This is a genomic window from Amycolatopsis sp. NBC_01488, from assembly GCF_036227105.1.
Taxonomy (GTDB): Bacteria; Actinomycetota; Actinomycetes; order Mycobacteriales; family Pseudonocardiaceae; genus Amycolatopsis.
The window spans coordinates 1,175,766-1,195,636 of record NZ_CP109434.1 but is presented as its reverse complement, the minus strand read 5'-3'; the positions used below and the strand labels follow the sequence as shown (position 1 = coordinate 1,195,636).

General features: G+C 70.9%; 21 protein-coding genes. 12 read left to right on the top strand and 9 right to left on the bottom strand.

Translation table 11 applies throughout. The annotated features are described in order from the left end of the window. The first annotated feature begins 20 nt into the window (after nucleotides 1-20). The 5 genes from OG738_RS05505 to OG738_RS05485 are packed head-to-tail and all read left to right on the top strand — an operon-like array spanning nucleotide 21 to nucleotide 5,482. Nucleotides 21-1,382, top strand: a complete 1,362-nt coding sequence (locus OG738_RS05505) for an extracellular solute-binding protein (RefSeq protein WP_329051759.1) — start codon at nucleotides 21-23, stop codon at nucleotides 1,380-1,382. Then, nucleotides 1,379-2,365, top strand: a complete 987-nt coding sequence (locus OG738_RS05500; RefSeq protein ID WP_329051757.1) for a carbohydrate ABC transporter permease — start codon at nucleotides 1,379-1,381, stop codon at nucleotides 2,363-2,365. Before OG738_RS05505 ends, OG738_RS05500 begins: the two co-directional genes overlap by 4 nt. Beyond that, complete coding sequence (locus OG738_RS05495) at nucleotides 2,362-3,255, top strand: carbohydrate ABC transporter permease (protein WP_329051756.1); 894 nt, start codon at nucleotides 2,362-2,364, stop codon at nucleotides 3,253-3,255. Before OG738_RS05500 ends, OG738_RS05495 begins: the two co-directional genes overlap by 4 nt. Further along, a complete protein-coding gene (locus tag OG738_RS05490) occupies nucleotides 3,252-4,517 on the top strand; it encodes a 6-phospho-beta-glucosidase (RefSeq protein WP_329051754.1) in 1,266 nt (421 codons plus the stop codon). Before OG738_RS05495 ends, OG738_RS05490 begins: the two co-directional genes overlap by 4 nt. Beyond that, nucleotides 4,514-5,482, top strand: coding sequence for an N-acetylglucosamine kinase (locus OG738_RS05485; RefSeq protein WP_329051753.1), 969 nt, complete (start codon nucleotides 4,514-4,516; stop codon nucleotides 5,480-5,482). The genes OG738_RS05490 and OG738_RS05485 overlap by 4 nt, the downstream gene beginning before the upstream one ends. A gap of 48 nt (nucleotides 5,483-5,530) precedes the next feature. On the opposite strand, the gene OG738_RS05480 is transcribed toward OG738_RS05485, so the two are convergent. From OG738_RS05480 to OG738_RS05465, 4 genes are all read right to left on the bottom strand, one after another. Continuing rightward, a complete protein-coding gene (locus OG738_RS05480; protein WP_329051752.1) occupies nucleotides 5,531-6,043 on the bottom strand; it encodes an SRPBCC domain-containing protein in 513 nt (170 codons plus the stop codon). Then, nucleotides 6,040-6,363, bottom strand: a complete 324-nt coding sequence (locus OG738_RS05475) for an ArsR/SmtB family transcription factor (protein WP_285482766.1) — start codon at nucleotides 6,361-6,363, stop codon at nucleotides 6,040-6,042. Before OG738_RS05475 ends, OG738_RS05480 begins: the two co-directional genes overlap by 4 nt. A 92-nt stretch (nucleotides 6,364-6,455) precedes the next feature. Further along, the gene (locus OG738_RS05470) at nucleotides 6,456-7,823 is read right to left on the bottom strand and encodes a GntT/GntP/DsdX family permease (RefSeq protein ID WP_329051749.1); all 1,368 of its coding nucleotides are present in this window, start codon (nucleotides 7,821-7,823) and stop codon (nucleotides 6,456-6,458) included. Further along, complete coding sequence (locus tag OG738_RS05465) at nucleotides 7,820-8,314, bottom strand: gluconokinase (RefSeq protein WP_329051748.1); 495 nt, start codon at nucleotides 8,312-8,314, stop codon at nucleotides 7,820-7,822. Before OG738_RS05465 ends, OG738_RS05470 begins: the two co-directional genes overlap by 4 nt. 102 nt (nucleotides 8,315-8,416) lie before the next feature. Here OG738_RS05465 and OG738_RS05460 point away from each other — a divergent pair, with 102 nt between their 5' ends. The 3 genes from OG738_RS05460 (at nucleotide 8,417) to OG738_RS05450 (ending at nucleotide 10,631) form a co-directional block, all read left to right on the top strand. Beyond that, nucleotides 8,417-9,109 carry a FadR/GntR family transcriptional regulator gene (locus OG738_RS05460; RefSeq protein WP_329051747.1) on the top strand — a complete coding sequence of 231 codons (693 nt, stop codon included), beginning with the start codon at nucleotides 8,417-8,419 and terminating at the stop codon, nucleotides 9,107-9,109. Nucleotides 9,110-9,236: 127 nt separating this feature from the next. Continuing rightward, entirely contained in the window at nucleotides 9,237-10,127 is an 891-nt protein-coding gene (locus OG738_RS05455; RefSeq protein ID WP_329051745.1) for a cobalamin biosynthesis protein CobD/CbiB, read from the top strand. A 63-nt stretch (nucleotides 10,128-10,190) separates the two neighbouring features. Continuing rightward, entirely contained in the window at nucleotides 10,191-10,631 is a 441-nt protein-coding gene (locus tag OG738_RS05450) for a hypothetical protein (protein ID WP_329051744.1), read from the top strand. Nucleotides 10,632-10,666: 35 nt separating this feature from the next. Here the strand turns inward: OG738_RS05450 and OG738_RS05445 are convergent, their stop codons facing one another. The 4 genes from OG738_RS05445 to OG738_RS05430 all read right to left on the bottom strand — a co-directional run bounded on the left by OG738_RS05445 (nucleotide 10,667) and on the right by OG738_RS05430 (nucleotide 13,475). Continuing rightward, nucleotides 10,667-11,284: an FMN-binding negative transcriptional regulator gene (locus OG738_RS05445; RefSeq protein WP_329051742.1), complete on the bottom strand. Its 618-nt coding sequence runs from the start codon at nucleotides 11,282-11,284 to the stop codon at nucleotides 10,667-10,669. Nucleotides 11,285-11,334: 50 nt separating this feature from the next. Next, the gene (locus tag OG738_RS05440; protein ID WP_329051741.1) at nucleotides 11,335-12,168 is read right to left on the bottom strand and encodes an SURF1 family cytochrome oxidase biogenesis protein; all 834 of its coding nucleotides are present in this window, start codon (nucleotides 12,166-12,168) and stop codon (nucleotides 11,335-11,337) included. A gap of 60 nt (nucleotides 12,169-12,228) precedes the next feature. Continuing rightward, the gene (locus tag OG738_RS05435) at nucleotides 12,229-12,687 is read right to left on the bottom strand and encodes a low molecular weight protein-tyrosine-phosphatase (protein WP_329051739.1); all 459 of its coding nucleotides are present in this window, start codon (nucleotides 12,685-12,687) and stop codon (nucleotides 12,229-12,231) included. A 230-nt stretch (nucleotides 12,688-12,917) separates the two neighbouring features. Next, complete coding sequence (locus tag OG738_RS05430; protein ID WP_329051737.1) at nucleotides 12,918-13,475, bottom strand: chorismate mutase; 558 nt, start codon at nucleotides 13,473-13,475, stop codon at nucleotides 12,918-12,920. Nucleotides 13,476-13,506: 31 nt separating this feature from the next. Here OG738_RS05430 and OG738_RS05425 point away from each other — a divergent pair, with 31 nt between their 5' ends. The 4 genes from OG738_RS05425 (at nucleotide 13,507) to OG738_RS05410 (ending at nucleotide 18,174) form a co-directional block, all read left to right on the top strand. Continuing rightward, nucleotides 13,507-14,328 (top strand): Nif3-like dinuclear metal center hexameric protein, encoded by an 822-nt coding sequence (locus tag OG738_RS05425; protein WP_329051735.1) that lies wholly within the window; start codon nucleotides 13,507-13,509, stop codon nucleotides 14,326-14,328. A gap of 9 nt (nucleotides 14,329-14,337) precedes the next feature. Next, nucleotides 14,338-15,075, top strand: a complete 738-nt coding sequence (locus OG738_RS05420) for a zinc ribbon domain-containing protein (RefSeq protein ID WP_329051733.1) — start codon at nucleotides 14,338-14,340, stop codon at nucleotides 15,073-15,075. Then, on the top strand, nucleotides 15,072-16,247 hold the full coding sequence (locus tag OG738_RS05415; protein ID WP_329051731.1) for a bifunctional RNase H/acid phosphatase: 1,176 nt from the start codon (nucleotides 15,072-15,074) through the stop codon (nucleotides 16,245-16,247). Before OG738_RS05420 ends, OG738_RS05415 begins: the two co-directional genes overlap by 4 nt. A gap of 184 nt (nucleotides 16,248-16,431) precedes the next feature. Then, the gene (locus tag OG738_RS05410) at nucleotides 16,432-18,174 is read left to right on the top strand and encodes a hypothetical protein (protein ID WP_329051730.1); all 1,743 of its coding nucleotides are present in this window, start codon (nucleotides 16,432-16,434) and stop codon (nucleotides 18,172-18,174) included. 107 nt (nucleotides 18,175-18,281) lie between these two features. Here the strand turns inward: OG738_RS05410 and OG738_RS05405 are convergent, their stop codons facing one another. Then, complete coding sequence (locus OG738_RS05405) at nucleotides 18,282-19,523, bottom strand: SLC13 family permease (protein WP_329051728.1); 1,242 nt, start codon at nucleotides 19,521-19,523, stop codon at nucleotides 18,282-18,284. Nucleotides 19,524-19,871 lie beyond the last annotated feature (348 nt).

The window sequence follows — 19,871 nt, the reverse complement described above, 5'->3', positions numbered from 1 at the left end:
AACCGATGAGGAGGAGGGCCATGCCCCCTACCACCCGGATCCGCCGCGGCTCGCTGTTAGCGGTCGCCGCCGCGGCGTCCGTCCTGCTGACCAGCGCCTGTTCCGGCGCCGCCGCCCCGAGCGGCGGCGGTAACGCGGCCGCCGCGCCCGGCAAGGACGACAAGCTCACGATCACCGTGTACTCCAAGTTCACCGACCGCGAGTACGGCGTGGTCACCGCGGGCCTGAACAAGCTCAAGGCGAAGTACCCGAACATCGAGATCAAGCACGAGGGCAACCAGGACGACGACAAGCTGACGCAGTCGATCCGCGGCGGCAACCCACCCGACGTCGCGATCTCCTTCTACACCGACAACCTGGGCGCCTGGTGCTCCACCGGCAGTTTCCAGGACCTCAAGCCCTACATCGACCGCGACAAGATCGACCTGAACCAAATCCCGGACGCGGTCCGCAACTACACCGAGTACCAGGGCAAGCGGTGCGCGATGCCGATGCTCGCCGACGTCTACGGGATGTACTACAACACCGACATGTTCGCGTCGAAGGGCATCACTTCGCCGCCGAAGACGATGTCGGAGCTGTTCGAGGACACCAAGAAGCTGACCGAGTTCAACCCGGACGGCTCGATCAAGGTCGCGGGCTTCCTGCCTTCGATGCCGTTCTACGCCAACCAGGCCCAGTACTGGGCGCAGTACTTCGGCGCGCCCTTCCTCGGCCCGGACGGCAAGTCGGACCTCGCCAGCAATCCCGGCTGGAAGGCGATGTTCGAGTTCCAGAAGCAGCTCATCGACTTCTACGGCGGCCACGACAAGGTCGAGAAGTTCAAGGCCGGCCTCGGTGACGAGTACTCCGCCGACCACGGCTTCCAGAAGGGCAAGCTCGCCATGATCATGGACGGCGAGTTCCGCACCGCGTTCCTCAAGGACCAGGCACCCGACGTCAAGTACCAGACCGCGCCGTTCCCGGTGCTCGACACGATGGCCGACCACTACGGCGGCGGCTTCACCACCGGCACGATCATCGCGATCCCCAAGGGCGCCAAGAACCCCGGCGCCGCGTGGGAGCTCATCAAGCAGGTCACCCTGGACACCGACACGCTGGTGGACATGGCCAACGGCCTGAAGAACGTGCCCAGCACCAAGGCGTCGCTGACCTCGCCGAAGCTGGACCTGCAGCCGCAGTTCAAGACGTTCCTCGACATCTACGACAGCGGCAAGCTGGTGGCCAACCAGACCACCCCGATCGGCGACGCGCACCTCAAGGCGGTCAACGACTTCGCCGAGAAGTGGCAGGCCGGGTCGATCCCCGACCTGACCGCGGGCCTGGCGAAGGTGGACGCGCAGGTCAACGACGAACTCAAGCAGAAGGGCGCGGGCGGATGACGTCCACGCTCGCGCAAAAGGCTTCCCCGTCCGCACCTGCCAAGGTGCGGACGGGGGCCCGCCGGGCCAAGCGCCGCCGGACCGTCGTCTTCTTCATGGCCCCGGCGTTCCTCGGGTTCCTGATCTTCTTCGGCTACCCGCTGATCGCCACGGTCTACTACTCGTTCACCCGGTACGACCTGATCAACCCGCCGCAGTTCATCGGCTTCGACAACTACGTCCGGATGTTCACCACCGAGCCGCTGGTCGGCACGGCCGCGTACAACACGCTGTGGCTGGTGGTCGTCCTGACGGTCTGCCGGGTGGTGTTCTCCCTCGGCATCGCGTCGGTGATTTCGCGGCTCAAGTCGGGCGTCGGCCTGGTCCGGACGCTCTGCTACCTGCCGACGCTCGCCCCGCCCGCGGCGGCGACCCTGGCGTTCGTCTTCGTGTTCAACCCGGAGTTCGGCCCGGTCAACCGGTTCCTGCGGCTCGTCGGCATCGACGGCGGCCTGTGGTTCAACAGCCCGGCCATGTCGAAGCCCGCGCTGACGCTGCTCGCGCTGTGGGGCTCCGGCGAGCTGATGATCATCATCCTGGCCGCGCTGCTGGACGTCCCGACCGAGCAGTACGAAGCAGCCGCCCTCGACGGCGCCGGCCCGGTCCGCCGGTTCTGGCACGTCACGCTGCCGTCGATCTCGCCGGTCCTGCTGTTCGGCGTGGTCAACTCGATCATCTACGCCCTGCAGTTCTTCACGCAGGCGATCGTCGCGGCGTCGGCTTCGGCGGGCACGGCGGACGTCGCCGGCAACTCGAAGCTCATCGGCGCACCGGAGAACTCGACGCTGACGTACCCGATCTGGTTGTACGTCCAGGGATTCCGCTACTTCAACATGGGCTACGCGGCGGCGATGGCCGTGCTGCTGTTCATCGTGTCGTCGGCGTTCACCTGGATTCTCGTGCGGCAGCTGCGGAAGTCCCAGCACCAGGAGGAGGCGGCATGATCACGCTGTCCGACACCGCGCGCAAGCCGCCGGCCTCCGTGCCGCCTCGCGTGCAGTTCAAGCGCAACTGGGACAAGCGGCTGTCGTTCATCGCGCTGCATTCGGTCGGGATCGCCCTCGGCGTGATCTTCATGCTGCCGCTCCTGTTCGTCTTCCTCACCGCGGTGATGAAGAGCGACCAGGCGATGACGGCGAGCCTGTGGCCGTCCGAATGGCACTTCGAGAACTTCGTCACGGTGTTCAAGAAGGCCCCGCTGCTGGAGTACTTCGGCAACAGCCTGCTGTACTCGGCGTGCGCGACGGCGGGCGCGCTGCTCTCGGCGATCCCGGCGGCGTACGGCCTCGCGAAGCTGCGGTGGCGCGGGCAGAACCTGTTCTTCATGCTGACCGTGGCCGCGATGCTGCTGCCGCCACAGGTCACCGTCGTGCCGCTGTACGACCTGTGGGTCCGGATGGGCCTCACCGGCACGCTGGTTCCGCTGATCGTGCCGTACTTCTTCTTCGACGCGTTCTCGATCTTCCTGCTCCGGCAGTTCTTCTTGACGATTCCGAAGGACTACATCGAGGCGGCGAAGATCGACGGCTGTACCGAGTTCCAGGCGATGGTCCGGGTGCTGATCCCGATGGCCAAGCCGGGGATCGCGGCCACCGCGATGTTCTGCTTCCTGTTCACCTGGAACGACTACTTCGGGCCACTGCTCTACACCGGCGAGAACCAGGACCACTGGCCGCTTTCGCTGGCGATCGCGTCCTTCCGCGGCATGCACCACGTCGAGTGGAACATGACGATGGCGGCGACCGCGCTGATCATGGCGCCGGTGATCGTGCTGTTCGTGTTCGCGCAGAAGTCGTTCGTCAAGGGCATCACATTCACGGGAGTCAAGGGATGAAGCTGGCAGTCGTCGGTGGCGGGTCCACCTACACGCCGGAACTGATCGACGGGATCGCCGGGCGCCGGTCCACTTTGGACGTCGACGAGATCGTGCTGGTCGACCCGGACGCCTACCGCGTCGAGGCCGTCGGCGGGTTCAGTCAACGCCTCCTCGACCACGCCGGTCACCCGGCGCAGGTGCGGACCACGCAGTCGCTGGAAGAGGGCGTCGACGGCGCGTCGGCGGTGCTGATCCAGCTGCGTGTCGGCGGCCAGCGGGCGCGGCGTTCCGACGAGACGTTCCCGCACGCCTGCGGCTGCGTCGGGCAGGAGACGACCGGCGCGGGCGGGCTGGCGAAGGCGCTGCGCACGGTGCCGGTGGTGCTCGACATCGCCGACCGCGTCCGCAAGATCGCCGGCGACGACACGTGGATCGTCAACTTCACCAACCCGGTCGGCATCGTCACGCGCGCGCTGCTGCAGGAAGGCCACCGCGCGGTCGGGCTGTGCAACGTCGCGATCAACCTGCAGCGGCAGTTCGGGAAGCTCCTGGGGGTCGGCGCGGACGACGTCAAGCTCGTCCACACCGGACTCAACCACCTGAGCTGGGAGCGTGGCGCGCTCGTCGACGGCGTCGACCGGCTCCCCGAGCTGCTCGAGGAGCACCTGGACTACCTGTCCACCGAGGTCAGCGTGCCGGAGAAGTGGCTGCGGCGGATGAACGTCGTGCCGTCGTACTACCTGAAGTACTTCTACGCGCACGACGAGCAGGTCACCAAGCAGCGCACCGAGCGGCCGCGCGCGGACGTCGTGTCCGACGTCGAGGAAGAGCTGCTGAAGATCTACCTCGACCCGGAGCAGAACACGAAGCCGGAGTCGCTGGAGAAGCGCGGCGGGGCGTACTACTCGGAAGCCGCGGTGCAACTTGTGCACGCGCTGACCGCGGGCGGGCCGGCCGAGGAGCACGTGGTGAACGTCCGCAACGACGGGACGTTCCCGTTCCTGCCGGACGACGCCGTCATCGAGTCACGGTCCATTGTGGACTCCAAGGGGGCGACGGCGATCCCGCAGCCGCCGGTGGAGCCTCAGTACTCGGGCCTCATCGCGGCCACGACCGCGTACGAGTTCCTGGCGCTGGAGGCGGCGATCAAGGGCGGCCGCGATCGGGTGGCGGACGCGCTGCTGGCGCACCCCCTGGTCGGGCAGTACACGAAGGCCGACACGCTCGCCGACTCCCTGGTGCAGATCAACCGCGAGTACCTGCCGTGGGCGCGCGGATGAGGCCTGCGGTTATCGCCATCGACGGCGGCAACAGCAAGACCGAGGTCCTGGTGATCTCGGAAGACGGCGTCGTGCTGGGCAAGTCGCGTGGGCCCGGTGCGTCACCGCAGAACATCGGCGTCGCGGCCTGCGTCACGGCGTTGGAAGGCCTGGTGCTGGCGGCCTACCCGGACTTCGGCGAAAAGCCGTTCGCGGTGCACACCTCGGCGTACCTGGCCGGGCTGGATTTCCCGCGCGAGGAAGAGGCGCTGCACGCGGCGCTGTCCGCGCGCGGGTGGAGCGACACCCTGACCGTCGGCAACGACACCCTCGCGCTGCTCCGGGCGGGCAGCGCGGGGGTGGGGGTCGCGGTCGTGTGCGGCGCCGGGATCAACGGCGCCGGCGTCGGCCCGGACGGCCGCGTGCACCGCTTTCCCGCACTGGGCAAGATCTCCGGCGACTGGGGCGGCGGCTACCGCCTCGGCGAGGAGGCCCTGTGGTGGGCCGTGCGCGCCGAGGACGGCCGCGGCCCGCGGACCGCGTTGCAGGCGGCGGTGGCTTCCTTCTTCGGCAAGCCGACGCTGCTGGACGTCGTGCAGGGCCTGCACTTCGAAGAAATTCCGGCCGCCTCGATTCACGGGCTGTGCCCGCTGCTGTTCGAGGTCGCGGCAGCGGGCGACGAGGTCGCGTCGGACATCGTCACCCGGTTCGTCGAGGAGGTCAGCGTGTTCGCGGCGGTGATCCTGCGGAACCTGGAGCTGACCGAGGAGGCGCCGGAGATCGTCCTCGGTGGCGGGGTGCTGACCGGGATCGGCGCGCCGGTGATCGCGGAGATCGAGCGGCGCTGCCTGAAGGTGGCACCGCGCGCGGTGGTGCGCGTCGTGGACGTCAACCCCGTCGTGGGCGCGGCTTTGTTCGGACTGGACACGCTGGGCGCGTCGGACGCCGCGAAGGCGTCGCTGAAGGCGGCGACCCAGCGCACCTAGACCTGGTGGCCTGCCTCGAAGCGGCGCGAGGCGGGCCACCAGACCTTTTCACGGCGCGGGGACGAGGATCTCGCCGGTCTCCAGCAGGGACTTGAGGTCCGACAGGATCCAGTCCCAGCCGCCGCCCGCGTTCTCGCCGGGGCCCGCGTTGACGTCCTCGTGGACGCCGCTGACCATCTCGCCGGTGAGCGGCGCGCCGGTGACGTCGTGCGTGACGGTCAGCCTGGTGCCGGCGGTCTTCGTCGCTTCGATGTCGTAGGTGAGCGTCGTGTACGGCTCGGCGGACATCTCCTCGGGACCCATGAGCAGCTTCCAGGTGATGACGAGTTTGCGCGGCGGGTCGAGCTCGAGGACCTCGCCGTCGACGAGGTCGCCGGTGAACCCGGCGTCGATGAACTCCTGCGTCGGGCGGGTGCGGTGCTTGCCGCCGACCTTGAGGTCGAAGTCGGCGAGGCCGGTGTAGCCGTACTTCTGGGTCCACTCGGGCTTGGTGATGGCCTCCCAGATGCGCTCCGGGGTGGCCTTGATGTAGACGCGGTGGACCTGCACGGTGGTCGTCATGGTTCTTCGCCTTCCAGTTCGTTCTTGAGGTCGAGCAGGGCGGTGACGTGGCGTTCGGTGTACTTGTCGATCCACCGGTCGTGGATCTGCCGGATCGGCACGGGGTTGAGGAAGTGCCGCTTTTCCCGGCCTTCCTTCCGCGCGACGACGAGCCCGGCCTCCTCGAGGAGCTTGAGGTGCTTCATGACGCCGAAGCGGGTCATGTCGACCTGGGTCTCCAGCTCGGTGAGCGTGCGGCCGTCGCGCTCGAAGAGCAGGTCGAGCAGGAACCGGCGGGTCGGATCCGCCAGCGCCTTGAACACCAGGTCGTCATCGGGCACGTGAGCGAGGATAGGTGACCAAAAGGTCACATGTCAACGGCGCGAAAAGGCCGTCACCCCGGCTGGGGTGACGGCCCTTGGCCGTGCGGGGCCTAAACCACCAGCGACAGCGGCAGGATCAGCGCGATCGCCACCACCGAAATCAGCGTCTCCATCACCGACCACGTCTTCAGTGTCTGCCCGACCGACAGCCCGAAGTACTCCTTCACCAGCCAGAACCCGGCGTCGTTCACGTGCGAGAAGAACAGCGACCCCGCCCCGATCGCGAGCACCAGCAGCGCGCTGTGCGACGGATCCATCCCCGCCGCCAGCGGGGCCACGATGCCCGCCGCCGAGACCGTCGCGACCGTGGCCGAACCCGTCGCCAGCCGGATCGCCACCGCCACCAGCCAGCCGAGCAGGAGCGGCGAGAGGTGCGCGTCCTTGGCCAGGCCCGTGATGACGTCGCCGACCCCGGCGTCGACCAGCGTCTGCTTGAACCCGCCGCCCGCGCCGACGATCAGCATGATCCCGGCGATCGGGCCCAGCGATTCACCGACCACAGTGGACAGCCGTGCCCGGTCGAGACCGGCCGGGCGGCCCAGCAGCACCATGCCCACCAGCACCGCCGCGAGCAGCGCGATCAGCGGGTCGCCGACGAAGTCGAGGATCTTGCGCGCCTGGCTGTCCTTGGCCAGCAGGATGTCCGAGAGCGCTTTCGCGAGCATGAGCACGACGGGCAGCAGCACGGTCGTCAACGTCGCCGCGAAGCTGGGCCGCGGCTTGTCCGTGTCCGCGCGCTCCGGGATCAGCCGCTCGGGCGGCTCGGCGTCCGGCACCAGCCGGGCCGCGACGCGCGCGAACAGCGGGCCCGCGACGACCAGCGTCGGGATGCCGACGAGCAGGCCGAACGCCAGCGTGATCCCGACGTTCGCGTTCAGCGCGCCCGCCGCGGCGAGCGGACCCGGGTGCGGCGGGACCAGGCCGTGCAGCACCGACAGGCCGGCGACCGCCGGAATCCCCAGCAGCATCAACGGCTTCCCGGTGCGCTTGGCCGCGAGCAGCACCACCGGGATGAGCATGACCAGCCCGATCTCGAAGAACATCGGCAGCCCGATCAGCGCCGCGACCAGCGCCATCGCCCAGGGCAGCGCGGCACCGCGCGCCTTGCCGAGCACGGTGTCGACGATCTGGTCGGCGCCGCCGGAGTCGGCCAGCAGCTTGCCGAGCATCGCGCCGAGGGCGATCAGGATGCCGACGGACGCGACCGTGCTGCCGACGCCACCGGAGAAGGACTTGATCAGGTTCGTGATCGGCATCCCGGCGGCCAGGCCGAGCACGAGCGAACCGAGCACCAGCGACAGGAACGGGTGCAGCTTCACCTTCGTGATCAGCACGACGATGACGGCGATCGCGACGACGGTCGCGGTGATCAGGCGGGTGTCGTGGCCGGTCCAGGCGGCCGCGAGGACGGTGGTCATGCGTGCTCCCGGAAGGCGGTGAGGGCGGCTTCGGTGATCTCCTGGGGAGTGCCGCCGATGTCGAAGATCGCGCCGGGCTCGCCCGGCCCGAGGGATTCCAGGTCGGCGAGCTGCGAATCCAGCAGCGACACCGGCATGAAGTGACCCGTGCGGGTCTTCATGCGCTCGGCCAGCAGCGCGCGGTCGCCGTGCAGGTGGGCGAACCAGACGTTTCCGCCGGTCCGCAGGACGTCGCGGTAGCGGCGCTTGAGCGCGGACGACGTCACGACGCCGCCGGAGTCCTGGTGGTCGCGGATCCAGCCGGCGATGGCCTCGAGCCAGGGGGCGCGGTCGACGTCGGTCAGCGGATGCCCCGCGGTCATCTTGTCGATGTTGGCCTGCGGATGGAACTTGTCGGCTTCGGCGTACTCGACGTCCAGCGCGGTCGCGAGCGCCGTGCCGATCGTCGTCTTGCCGGAGCCTGACACCCCCATCACCACGATGACGGTCATCCGCACCTCCCACTTCGTTGTGCCCAGGTGAGTGAAACTCAAAAGTACTACTTATTCAAGATGAAGTACTACTTAATCGAATCAGATCGCTAGGTTGGCGGGGTGGGGACCGACAGGCACGAGCAGGTACTGGACGCGCTGGGCGCGGCGATCGCGAACGGCGCCCTGGAACCGGGCACCGTCTTGCGCTCCGAAGAGCTCCAAGAGCGCTTCGGAGCTTCGCGGACGGTAGCGCGCGAAGTCGTCCGAGTGCTGGAGACGATGCGGCTGACCAGCAGCAAGCGCCGGGTCGGGGTGATCGTCCGGGAGCCCGCGGAGTGGAACCACTACGACCCGCGCCTGATCCGCTGGCAGCTCGACGGCCCGGCGCGGCCGGCGGCACTCGCGACGCTGAACGAGCTGCGGTCGGCGATCGAGCCGTGCGCGGCGCGGTACGCGGCCCTGCGCGCGACGCCGGAGGAGCGCGGCCGCCTCGGCGCGCTGGGGGAGCGGCTGGCCCGGACGGCGCGGGCGCGTGACCTGTCGACGTTCCTCGAGTTCGACATCGCGTTCCACGACCTGCTGCTCGGCGCGTCCGGGAACCCGATGTTCGCGCAGCTGTCCGAGGTCGTCGCGGAGGTGCTCACCGGCCGGACCGGGCACGGGCTGATGCCGCCGGAGCCGCAGCCCGAGGCCGTCGCGCTGCACCTGGAGGTGGCCGCGGCGGTGGCGGCCGGAGACGCGGACCGGGCGGAGCGGGCGATGCGCGACATCGTCGTCCAGGCCCGGGACGAGATCGCGGCGCTGGTCGAGTAGGCCGCTCGTGAGTGGGAAACAGCGTTCTAACGCTGTTTCTCACTCACGACCACCTGCGCCGCACGTCCGGCCGGCGGGGCGAGTAGCCTCGCCGCGTACTGGACTTTTCTTCCGCCGGGGGGCACGGGTGAGCGCGGCGCGCGCGATCGGACTGGTGTTGGGCGTGGCGGCCGACGGCGCCCTCGGCGACGCCCGTCGACGCCCGCCCGTGACGGCGTTCCGCCGCCTCTCGCAGGGCCGGGCCCTCGCGGTCACGGGCGCCGCGGTCGCCGGCGGCCTCCTGCTCGAACGCGCCGGCCGCGGCCGTCCGCTGGTGCAGGCGTCGGCGACGGCGGTGACGACGTGGGCGGTCCTCGGCGCGGCCGGCCTGGCCCTGCAGGGCACGGAGCTGGCCCGCGACCTCGAGGAGTCCCGCTTCGACCCGGCGCGGTCCACGCTGTCCGAACTGGACCCGCGCGTGGCCGACGGCCTGGACCTGGTCGGGCTTTCGCGGGCCTCGGTGGAAACGCTGGCGGAGAACACTTCGGACGCGGTGGTCGCACCCCTGGTCTGGGGCGCGGTGGCCGGCGTCCCGGGCCTGCTCGGCGCGCGGGCGGTCAGCCTGCTCCGCCGGTCGCGCATGGGCCGCCGGGGGCACTGGGCGATCGACCGGCTGGACGAGCTGGTCCACCTGGTCCCGACCCGGGTGGCGGCGGGCCTGACCGTGCTCGCGGCCCCGGTGGTCGGCGGCTCGGCGGGCGGGGCGTGGCGGGCTTGGCGCCGCGACACGATCGCCCACCCGAGCCCGAACGCGGGCCGGGTGGAGGCGGCGTTCGCGGGCGCGCTGGAGGTCCGCGTCGGCGGCCGGACGGTGTACCCGCACGGGGTCGCGGAGCTGCCGGTGCTCGGGGTGGGGCGCAATCCCGACGCCGGGCACGTGACGCGGGCGGTGGAGCTGTCCCGGGTGGTCGGGTGGCTGGCCGGGCTGACGTCGGTGGTGCTCGCGTTGGTCGCGGGCCTCCGGCGCCGCTCGCGCTGACTTGTAACTCCTCCTCGTATCGACAGGCGTAGGCAACGCTTCGCAGAGATACGGGAGGATTTCGTGCGGTACAAGCACATTGCGGCGGGCGTGGTCGCCGCGAGCCTGGTCACCCTCGTCGTCACCGGCGGCAGTGCCGAGGCCAAGGGGCGCCGCTGCGGCCCCACCTACGAGCAGGATTCCACCGGCAGCCTGGGCACGCCGTTCACGCTGAAGTCCAAGCACGACGACGACGGCCCCGGCGGATCCTTCGTCGTCGGGGAAGAGTTCGAGATCCACACCAACGTCGCCGGCCAGACCTGGACGATCACCTTCGCCGACAACGGCAAGATCTTCTTCACCGGCGACGACCTGTCGACGACCATGGGGATCCGGGAGCAGCACCCGACCGCCAACCAGCCGGGCGTCACCGAGCACATGACCGCGGACGCGCTCGACCACGCCACGGGCGAGACCATCCACGGTTTCCTCGACGTGCTGCCGGTCCCGGGCTGCGGCGGCTGACGCTGCCCGGTGTCGCTCGTCGCGGCTGAGGGCCCTCAGCCGCGACGGCGCAGCTGCGTCAACGCCTCCGCGTCCAACCGCCCGCCGCGTTCGGCCAGCTTCCCGCCGATCCGCGCCCGGTCCTCGGCCGTCTTGTTGCCGCCGAACTTGAACTTCGCCCGCACGCCCGTGATCGTGAACTCGATCCCGCGGATCCCCGGCAGCAGCCGCCGGTCCGGCGACTCCTGGGCCGCGCTCACCGGCGTCCGTGCGCCGTCCGGTTCGAAGTGCCGCAATTGCTTCTGCAGCAAGGAAGCCTTCTCCGCCGGGTCGTCGACGAGCCGGACGTCCCCCTCGAGCTGCACCGTCGCGTAGTACGACGTCGGGACGCCGAACGCCGGGTCGGCGGCCGTGTTCCAGTCCGCCCGGATGTAGGCGTAGTCGTCGACCACGGTCAGCAGCGCTCGCGGGTGTTCGGTCAGCAGCGGCCAGATCGGGTTGGGGCGCGCCAGGTGCGTCACGACCGTGCGGTCGCCGTCGAACACGAAGTGCGCCGGGGTCACCACCGGGAGGTCGCGGCCCGCGCCCCCGGCGATCAGCTGGCCGAAGTCGTGGCCGGCCAGCCACTCCCGCCACTCGGTGTCCTCGGCCGCGTCCCAGGGGTGGATCAGCATGACCCGAGTATCACCGCGCCAAGTGGCACTGCCAAAGGGCCATTATCGCGCTATTTCTGATGGCCACTTTCGGCCAGCTCGTCTTCGGCCAGGATCTCCGCGACGGACTTCCGGCGCGTCGGCGCTTCCGACGACGTGGTCAGCGCACCGCCCGGCTTCAGCTCGCGAACGGTGAAGTACAGCCAGCCCAGCAACGCCATCGCGCCGAAGGCGATCCACTGCAGCGCATACGACAGGAACGGCCCCGAGTCGGTCTGCGGCAGCGGCAACGCGCCCAGCACGCCGGGCTGGCCGGCGTCGAGCTGGAAGTACCCCGGCCGGATGTCGAGCTTGGCCGCCCGCGCGACGACCCGCGAGTCGACGACGTAGCTCTGCAGCTGCCCGCCGGTCGACGCGTCGGCGAACGCGTCCCGGTGCTTCGGGTCGGTCTCGTCGGCGCGCGCCCGCGCGGTGACCTGCACGATCCCGGCCGGCGGCGGCGCGTACGGCAGCACGCCGGACTTGCTGTCGAGCCGGACGTACCCGCGGTCGACCAGGACGACCGTGCCGTCGGTGGTCCGCAGCGGCGTCAGCACCTCGAAGGCGCCCTCGCCCTGGACCGTCCGCAGCCGCGCGACGACTTCCTTGTCCGCCAGGTACTGGCCGGTGATCGAGACCAGGTGCCACTCGGTCTTCCCGCCGGGCGCGGTCCCCGGCGGCAGCAGCTGCGCCAGCGGCACGGGCGGCGCGGTGAACGACGCCTCGAGCGACGAGTTCTGCTGCTCGCGCTCGGCGTTGCGGCTGAACTGCCACGGCGAAAGCAGCGTGAAGCAGCAGATGGCGAACGTGAACACCACCGCCGTCAGAGCCAGCCACCCGGGCTTGAGCAGGAACCGCAACCGCACCCCACCACGGTAGGCCGTGCCCCCTCGCGAGCGCCCGCCGACCTCCGTCACCGGTGACTCCTACCCGCGCGAACGCACCCAATCCAGCAAACCGGGCACCGAGCGCTCGATCATGCCGAGGACGTCTTCGAAGCCGTCGTCACCGCCGTAGTACGGGTCCGGGACCTCGGCTCCGTCCGGGGCGGACGGGTCGAAGGACCGCAGCAGCCGCACCTTGGCGGGATCGCCGACGCGGGAGCGCAGGAACTCGGCGTGCCCTTCGTCGGCCGCCAGGAGCAGATCGGCGGCGAGGTCTTCGTCTGACACCTCGGAGGCGACGTGCGCGGTGGGGTAGCCGTGGGCCTTGAGCGTCGCCCGGGCGCGCTTGTCGGCCGGCTCGCCGGCGTGCCACGGACCGGTGCCCGCGCTGGTCACCCGGACGTCGCCGAGGCCGGCGTCGTCGAGGTGGGCGCGGAACACGAGTTCGGCCATCGGCGAGCGGCAGATGTTGCCGGAGCAGACGAAGACGAGGTGCGTCACGTCGCGAGCGTAACCGGCCGGTTCACCCGGTCACCCGCTCGCTCGGCGGTACCCGCCGCCCCGCGCCGCCACTTAGCGTCGATCACGCGAGGACGCGAACCGGAAGGAGAGCGATCATGCACGGGTGCTGCTCGAAGTGCACCGGTCAGGGCTGCGGCTGCTGCGGCAACTGCAACTGACCCCCCACCGGCGCTCGCGGCGGCGGCACGCACACCGTCGCCGGAGCGCCCCTAACGGGTAGTGCACGTCGCCGACGTCGCTTCGCCCAAGGCGCGTGCGTGCAGGGCGTCGAAGCGGTGCACCACGTCCGCGACACCCGCCGCCACCAGCCGGCGGGTGGGGCACGAACGGGACTTCCGCAGCGGCTGGGTCGCCGCCAGCTCCGTCAGCAGCCCCGTGTTCAGGCGGTCGATCACCGGGCGGATCTCGCCGAGGTCGGGCCGGGTCGACGGGACCTCCGACGGGTGGGCGTCCCAGCGCGCATACAACCCGCGCTGCACCACCTTGTTCGCCTCGATCTGGGCGTGGAAGAACCGCACCGCGTCCGCCGGGTCCAGGCCCAGCGCCGGGGCCCGCGCCGCCACCGAGTCGTAGATCTGCTGCTCGCGCACCGGGTCGTCGATCGGGGACGGCGTGCCGTACTTCGCGGCCGCCACCTGGTCGGCGATCCGGACGCGCTGGGCCGCCAGGTCCGTCAGGTGCCACAGCGACGCCGGTGCCGCCGAAGCGGAAACCGTGGCGAGCAGGAGACCGGAAACCACCGTCAAGAGCACAGCCAGTACTCGCATGGCCCGGCACCGTACATGCGAAGATCCCCCGGTGCCCGCGCTTTCCGAAATCATCACCGTCCTGGAGCAGGCCTACCCGCCCGCGCTCGCCGAGTCGTGGGACGCCGTCGGCCTCGTCTGCGGCGACCCCGCCGAGCCCGTCACGCGCGTGCTCTTCTGCGTCGACCCGGTCGCCGAGACCGTCGACGAGGCCGCCGACCTCGGCGCGCAGCTGATCGTCGCGCACCACCCGCTGCTGCTGCGCGGCGTGCACGGCGTCCCGGCCGACACGGCCAAGGGCGCGTTGGTGCACCGGATGATCCGCGAGGGCATCGCCCTGTACTGCGCGCACACCAACGCCGACTCCGCCGACCCCGGCGTCTCGGACGCGCTCGCGCAGGCGATCGGGCTGCGCGTGACCGGGCCCCTCGAACCGAACGCGGACGGCGTCACCGGCATCGGCCGCCTCGGGGAGCTGCCCGCGGCTGAGCCGTTCGCGCGCTTCGTCCAGCGCGTCGCCGACGCCCTCCCGGCGACCGTGCCCGGCGTGCTCGGCGCGGGCGACGCCGACCGGCCGATCCGCACCGTCGCCGTGTCCGGCGGCGCCGGCGATTCCTACCTGAAGCAGGCCACCGCGGCCGGCGTCGACGCCTTCGTCACCGCCGACCTGCGGCATCACCCCGCCGGTGAGCACCTCGCGCACCCCGGCCCGGTGCCCGCGCTGGTCGGGCTGACCCACTGGGCCAGCGAATGGCCCTGGTGCGGGCAAGCCTCGGCGGTCGTGGCCGATGCCTTTGCGGGTAACGTCGACGTTCACGTCTCCACGTGGTGCACCGACCCGTGGAACGTCCGCGCCGAGCGCACATCGATTTAGAGGAGCACCGTGAAGGCCGAACCCGCCGTGCAGCGCCAGTTGCTCGAGCTCGCCAAGGTGGACGCCGAGCTCTCGCGCACCGCGCACCGCCGCCGCACCCTGCCCGAGCTGGCCGAGATCGACGCGGGGGAGAAGACCGCCCGCGAGCGCCGCGACGCGCTCGTGTCCGTGGAGACCGCCGCGTCCGACCTCGACCGCGAGATCGCCCGGCAGGAGAAGGAGATCGAGTCGGTGCGCGCCCGCGAGGACCGCGACCGCAAGCTCCTGGCGTCCGGCACCGTCGTCGCCAAGCAGATGGCCGACATCGAGCACGAGCTGCAGTCGCTCCAGCGCCGGCAGAGCGCGCTCGAGGACGACCTGCTGGAGCTGATGGAGCAGCGCGAGGCCCTCGGCATGGACGCGCAGCGCACCGGCGCCGAGGTCGACAAGGCCGAGGCCGAGGTCGCCGCCGCGATCGCCCGCCGCGACGAGGCGTTCAAGGACCTCGACACCACCCGCGCGCGCCGCGACGAAGACCGCGCGAAGCTGCTGCCGCGCTTCCCGGAGCCGCTGCTCAAGCTGTACGAGCGCGTCCGCGAGCACAAGGGCATCGGCGCCGCGCTGCTGCGGGCCCGCCGCTGCGGCGCCTGCCAGCTGGAGCTGGACCGCAACACCGTCAACGAGATCAAGGGCGCTCCGGAGGACGACGTCATCCAGTGCGAGAACTGCGGCGCGATCCTGGTCCGGACCCTGGAGTCGGGTCTGTGACCTCGCACGTGATCGTCGAGGCGGACGGGGGCTCCCGGGGCAATCCGGGCCCGGCCGGCTACGGCGCGGTGGTTCGCGACAGCGACGGCCAGGTCCTCGCCGAGCGCAAGGAAAGCCTCGGCGTCGTCACCAACAACGTCGCCGAGTACAACGGCCTGATCGCCGGGCTCGCCGCCGCGGCCGAACTCGGAGCGTCCACTGTGGACGTCCGGATGGACTCGAAGCTCGTGGTGGAGCAGATGTCCGGGCGCTGGAAGATCAAGCACCCGGACATGCAGCCGCTCGCCGAGCGGGCCAAGGGTCTGGCCGCCGGCTTCTCCCGCGTGAGGTACGAGTGGATCCCGCGGGCGCAGAACTCCCACGCCGACCGGCTCGCCAACGAGGCCATGGACGAGGCCACCGGCAAGCCCGCGGGTGCTGCTGTCGCCGGTCGAGCCGCCCGGCAGGCCACCCAGGACTCGGGTGCTCCGGAGGTCGCCGCGCCCAAGCTGCCGACCCGCCGCCCCGACCGCGCGGCGGTGGCCTGGACCGGCGCCCGCGGCACCCCGACCCGGCTGCTCCTGCTGCGCCACGGCCAGACGGAGATGTCGGCGCTGCGCCGCTACTCCGGCCGCGGCGACGTCCCGCTGACCGAGCTGGGCCGTGCCCAGGCCGCAGCGGCGGCGAAACGGCTGGCCGCGACCGAGGGCCTGGTCGTCGACGGCGAGGCCGTCCCGATCATCTCGTCGCCGCTCACCCGCACCAAGCAGACCGCCCAGGCCGTCGCCGACGCGCTCGGCGGCCGCGTCGAGACCCACCCCGGCCTCATCGAGACCGACTTCGGCGACTGGGAAGGCCTGACGTTCGCCGAAGCGGCCGAGCGCGATCCCGAGCTGCACCGCTCCTGGCTGGGCGACAGCTCCGTGCCGCCGCCCAACGGGGAGAGCTTCGACGTCGTCCACCAGCGTGTCCGGAAGGCCCGCGACGAGCTGATCGCCGAGCACGGCGGGCGGACGTTGGTGCTGGTCAGCCACGTGACGCCGATCAAGTCGCTGCTCCGGATGGGCCTCGACGCCGGGCCGCAGCTGCTGTTCCGGCTGCACCTGGATCTGGCGTCGCTGTCGATCGTCGAGTTCTACCCGGACGGCAACGCTTCGGTGCGCCTGGCCAACGACACCTCGCACCTGGCCTGACCGGTCGAAATGTGGGGTGGATCACGCTCAATGCCGACGCGTGGCGGACCCCCGATGGGGTATTGGCTACAGTGTCTCGACCGCGTCGCCGCGGTGGCGGATCCGCGTGTGGATCCACTTCAGGGGGCGCCAGCTCGCGCGTATCCCACCGGCAGAAGCCTGCGGGCGGAACAGTGACGAGGACATGACGGCTAGCGCACTCACCGAGACCTCCCAGAGCGACGTCCCCGAGGACCCGGCACCCGCGACGACCACGCGGGGCTGGGGCGCGCGGCTGGCGCCGGTGCTGGCCGTGCTCGCCGGCGTCGCGGCGGTCGCTGCCCACGCCACGCGCTACGGCCACTGGATCGTCGACGACGCCGCCATCACCTTCTCCTACGCGCGCAGCTTCGCCGACGGCCTCGGCCCGGTGCTGCAGCCGGGCGCCCCGCCGGTCGAGGGCTTCTCCGACCCGACGTGGATGGTGCTGCTCGGCCTCGGCAAGCTCGTCGGCCTCTTCGACCACGGCCTGCTCTTCGGGCTGCCGGACTACGTGCTGTTCCCCAAGGCGCTGGGCCTGCTGTTCACCGGCGGCATCCTCACGGCGTCCTACATCGCCGCGAAGCAGATCTTCACGCGCTTCGCCTGGCTGGCCACGCTGGTCGTCGGCCTGACGCTGGCGACGATCCCGTCGTTCGTCATCTGGGTCGTGTCCGGCCTGGAGAACTCGCTGTTCGCGTTCGTGGTCGTCACGCTGGCCGTGACGCTGTTCGTGGCGGTGCGGAACGACCGTCTGCTGACCCCGAAGGTCGCGCTCTGGTCCGGCGTGCTCGTCGCGTTCGCCGCGCTGACCCGGCCGGAAGGCCTGATCTACGCGGGCGCGTACCCGCTGGCCGCGCTGTGCCTGCTGCGCGGCGGCCTGTTCTGGAAGAGCTTCCGCCTGGCGCTGCTGTCGCTGGCGGCGTTCGCGGTGCCGTTCGGCGGGTACGTCGTCTGGCGGCACTCGGAGTTCGGGCGGCTGCTGGCCAACCCGTCGGTGGCCAAGCAGCAGGGCCTGCCCGGCCTTGATGCAGTGCGACGGCCGTTCGAGCTGGCGGGCTACGCGGGCTGGGCGGGTGTCGTCCTGCTGGCGCTGGTCATCGTGTTCGCGCTGGTCAAGGCGCCGTGGCGGCGGTCGCTGAGCGCGCTGCTGGTGCCGCTGGCGCTGGGCGTCATCGCGTACGGCGTGATGGTCGCGGACTGGATGTACCAGCACCGGTTCGCCAGCCCGATCTGGCCGCTGGCCGTCATCGCGGGCACGCTGTCGGCCGGCGAGCTGCTCAAGCACCGCCGGGCGCTGCTGCGGATCGGCATCGTCGTGGTGCTGGTGGGGGCGTTCGTCCCGTCGGCGATCGGGTTCGCGCAAGCCGCGGACAAGTTCGCGAAGAACCCGAACATCACGGCGTGCCTGGTGGCCGACCGCTTCGGCCGCGGGTTCAACACGTACGCGGACATCCTGGGCATCCAGAAGGCGTCCCTGCTGCTGCCGGACCTCGGCGGTTCGTCGATGACGAGCCGGCTCGAGCTGGTCGACATGGCCGGCCTGGTCAACAAGCCGATCGCGGACCTGGTCCACGACAACGACCTGGCGGGCCTGCGGAACTACGTGTTCGACACGGTGAAGCCGACGTTCATCCACTCGTGGGGCCCGTGGGCGGCGGGCAACGGCGTCGCGCTGGACCCGCGCCTGGACCGCGACTACGTGCTGATCTACAGCTCGCCGATCGAAGGCCTCCGCAACGGCGACTGGGTCCGTCGCGACGCGGTCACCGACCCGGCGAAGCTCAAGGCGGCCCAGGACTACGCGGCGAAGACGATCCCGGCGGTGGCGGCGGACCGCTTCGGCGGCCCGCTGGACGACTGCGGCCCGACGATGAAGCCGGGCCAGACGCTCACGATGCCCGGCTGAGTCCGCACCTCGCGTGATTCGACCCAGAACTCGCGTGATTGGAGCCGGAACTCGCGAGTTACGGCCTCAATCACGTGAGTTCCGACCTGGATCACGTGAGTCGCGGGTTACGTCACCAGGCCCAAGCTGAGCCACAACGCCCCTGTCGCCGCCACCAGGCACAGGGGCGTGGTGATCGCACCCAGCGCGTGGAACGTCTTCGCCGACGGGTGCGCCGGGAGGGTCCGGCGCCACAACAGCGTGGCCAGCGACCCCAGGTAGCTCGCGTTCGGGCCGATGTTGACCCCCAGCAGCACCGCCAGCAGCACCCCGGGCACCGGGTGCGAGCCGAGGACCGACAGCAGGATCAGCGTCGCCGGGAGGTTGTTCACCAGGTTGGCCAGCAGGGCCGCCACGCCCGCCGCCACGAGCAGGTCGACCAGGCCGGTGGACGTCGGCAGGACCTCGCGGAGCACGCCGCCGAGGAGGTGTTCCGAGACCGCCTCGACCACCACCGCCAGGGCCAGCACGAACAGGCAGAGCTGCGGCGCCGCCTCGGTGACCAGCTGCCACGGCTTGATCTTGCCCAGCGCCAGCGCCCGGGTGCCGAGGATCAGGGCCGCCAGCGCCGCGATCCACACCGGCTCGACGTGGCCCAGCTGCCCGACCCCGAAGCCGACCAGCGTCAGGCCCAGGACGACCAGCGCGAACGTCGGCGTCTCCAGGTGCTGCGACGGCGCCGCCGTCTCGCGCGGGCGGAGGTCCGCGGCGAAGAACCGCAGGAACACCAGCAGCTCGATCGCCAGCGTGACCAGCCACGGCAACGCCATCGCCGCGGTGAACCCGGCGAACGTCAGCCCCGACGCGCCGAACGCCAGCAGGTTCGTCAGGTTCGACACCGGCAGCAGCGTCGACGCCGAGTTCGCCAGGTGCGCGCACGCGTAGACGTGCGGGCGCGGCGGCAGCTTCAGGCTCGACGCCGTCGCCAGGACCACTGGGGTGAGCAGCACGACCGTCGCGTCCAGGCTGAGGATCGCGGTCACCCCGGCCGCCGCGGCGAAGGTGAGCACGAGCAGCCGCCGGGGCTTGCCGTGGCACGCCTCCGCGAGGCGGTTGCCGAGCCAGGTGAACACCCCGTCCACACTGGCCAAAAAGGACACCAGGAGGATCGCGGCCAGGAAGCCCAAAGTCGGCAGGATCTCGACGGCCCGGTGCCCGGCGGCTGCCGGCCGCACGAGGCCGAGCAGGAGAGCGAGCCCGGCGGCCGGCACCGCGGCGACGGCTTCGGGCCACCCGCGCGGGCGCACGATGGCGAAGACCAGCACGGCGGCCAACAGCGCCAGGCTTCCCGCTCCTGCCCAGAAGTTCACGCGCCCACGCTAATCGACGCACACCCCGCGCCGGTGGGGGCGCCCCCGTTTTCCACGCTACCGCAAGGCACCCACAGTTTCGGCGACCCGACGGCGGCTGCTCGCCGACGGCCCGATTTTGTCGGTGGTCTCCGGTAATGTGGAAAACGGGGGGCCACCCCCGCGGGCAGGCGTCAGACGCCCAGCGGGCTCCGGGGTGGCCGCCCCGCGCGCCGGCTCCTTCTCCTTTGCCCGGATCATCGGCCCACATGCCGTTCGGGTCCGAAGTGGACTTCCCGGCGCGCGCTCTCGGTCTTCCGCGCGATGCGAAACCGTTGAGTCCAAAGAGGACACTTCGCGAATTCGAAG

Bases quoted from the DNA above. Each gene is read 5' to 3' on its own strand.
- OG738_RS05505 (WP_329051759.1), top strand. From the start codon at position 21: ATGCCCCCTACCACCCGGATCCGCCGCGGCTCGCTGTTAGCGGTCGCC.
- OG738_RS05500 (WP_329051757.1), top strand. From the start codon at position 1,379: ATGACGTCCACGCTCGCGCAAAAGGCTTCCCCGTCCGCACCTGCCAAG.
- OG738_RS05495 (WP_329051756.1), top strand. From the start codon at position 2,362: ATGATCACGCTGTCCGACACCGCGCGCAAGCCGCCGGCCTCCGTGCCG.
- OG738_RS05490 (WP_329051754.1), top strand. From the start codon at position 3,252: ATGAAGCTGGCAGTCGTCGGTGGCGGGTCCACCTACACGCCGGAACTG.
- OG738_RS05485 (WP_329051753.1), top strand. From the start codon at position 4,514: ATGAGGCCTGCGGTTATCGCCATCGACGGCGGCAACAGCAAGACCGAG.
- OG738_RS05480 (WP_329051752.1), bottom strand. From the start codon at position 6,043: ATGACGACCACCGTGCAGGTCCACCGCGTCTACATCAAGGCCACCCCG.
- OG738_RS05470 (WP_329051749.1), bottom strand. From the start codon at position 7,823: ATGACCACCGTCCTCGCGGCCGCCTGGACCGGCCACGACACCCGCCTG.
- OG738_RS05465 (WP_329051748.1), bottom strand. From the start codon at position 8,314: ATGACCGTCATCGTGGTGATGGGGGTGTCAGGCTCCGGCAAGACGACG.
- OG738_RS05445 (WP_329051742.1), bottom strand. From the start codon at position 11,284: ATGCTGATCCACCCCTGGGACGCGGCCGAGGACACCGAGTGGCGGGAG.
- OG738_RS05430 (WP_329051737.1), bottom strand. From the start codon at position 13,475: ATGCGAGTACTGGCTGTGCTCTTGACGGTGGTTTCCGGTCTCCTGCTC.
- OG738_RS05410 (WP_329051730.1), top strand. From the start codon at position 16,432: ATGACGGCTAGCGCACTCACCGAGACCTCCCAGAGCGACGTCCCCGAG.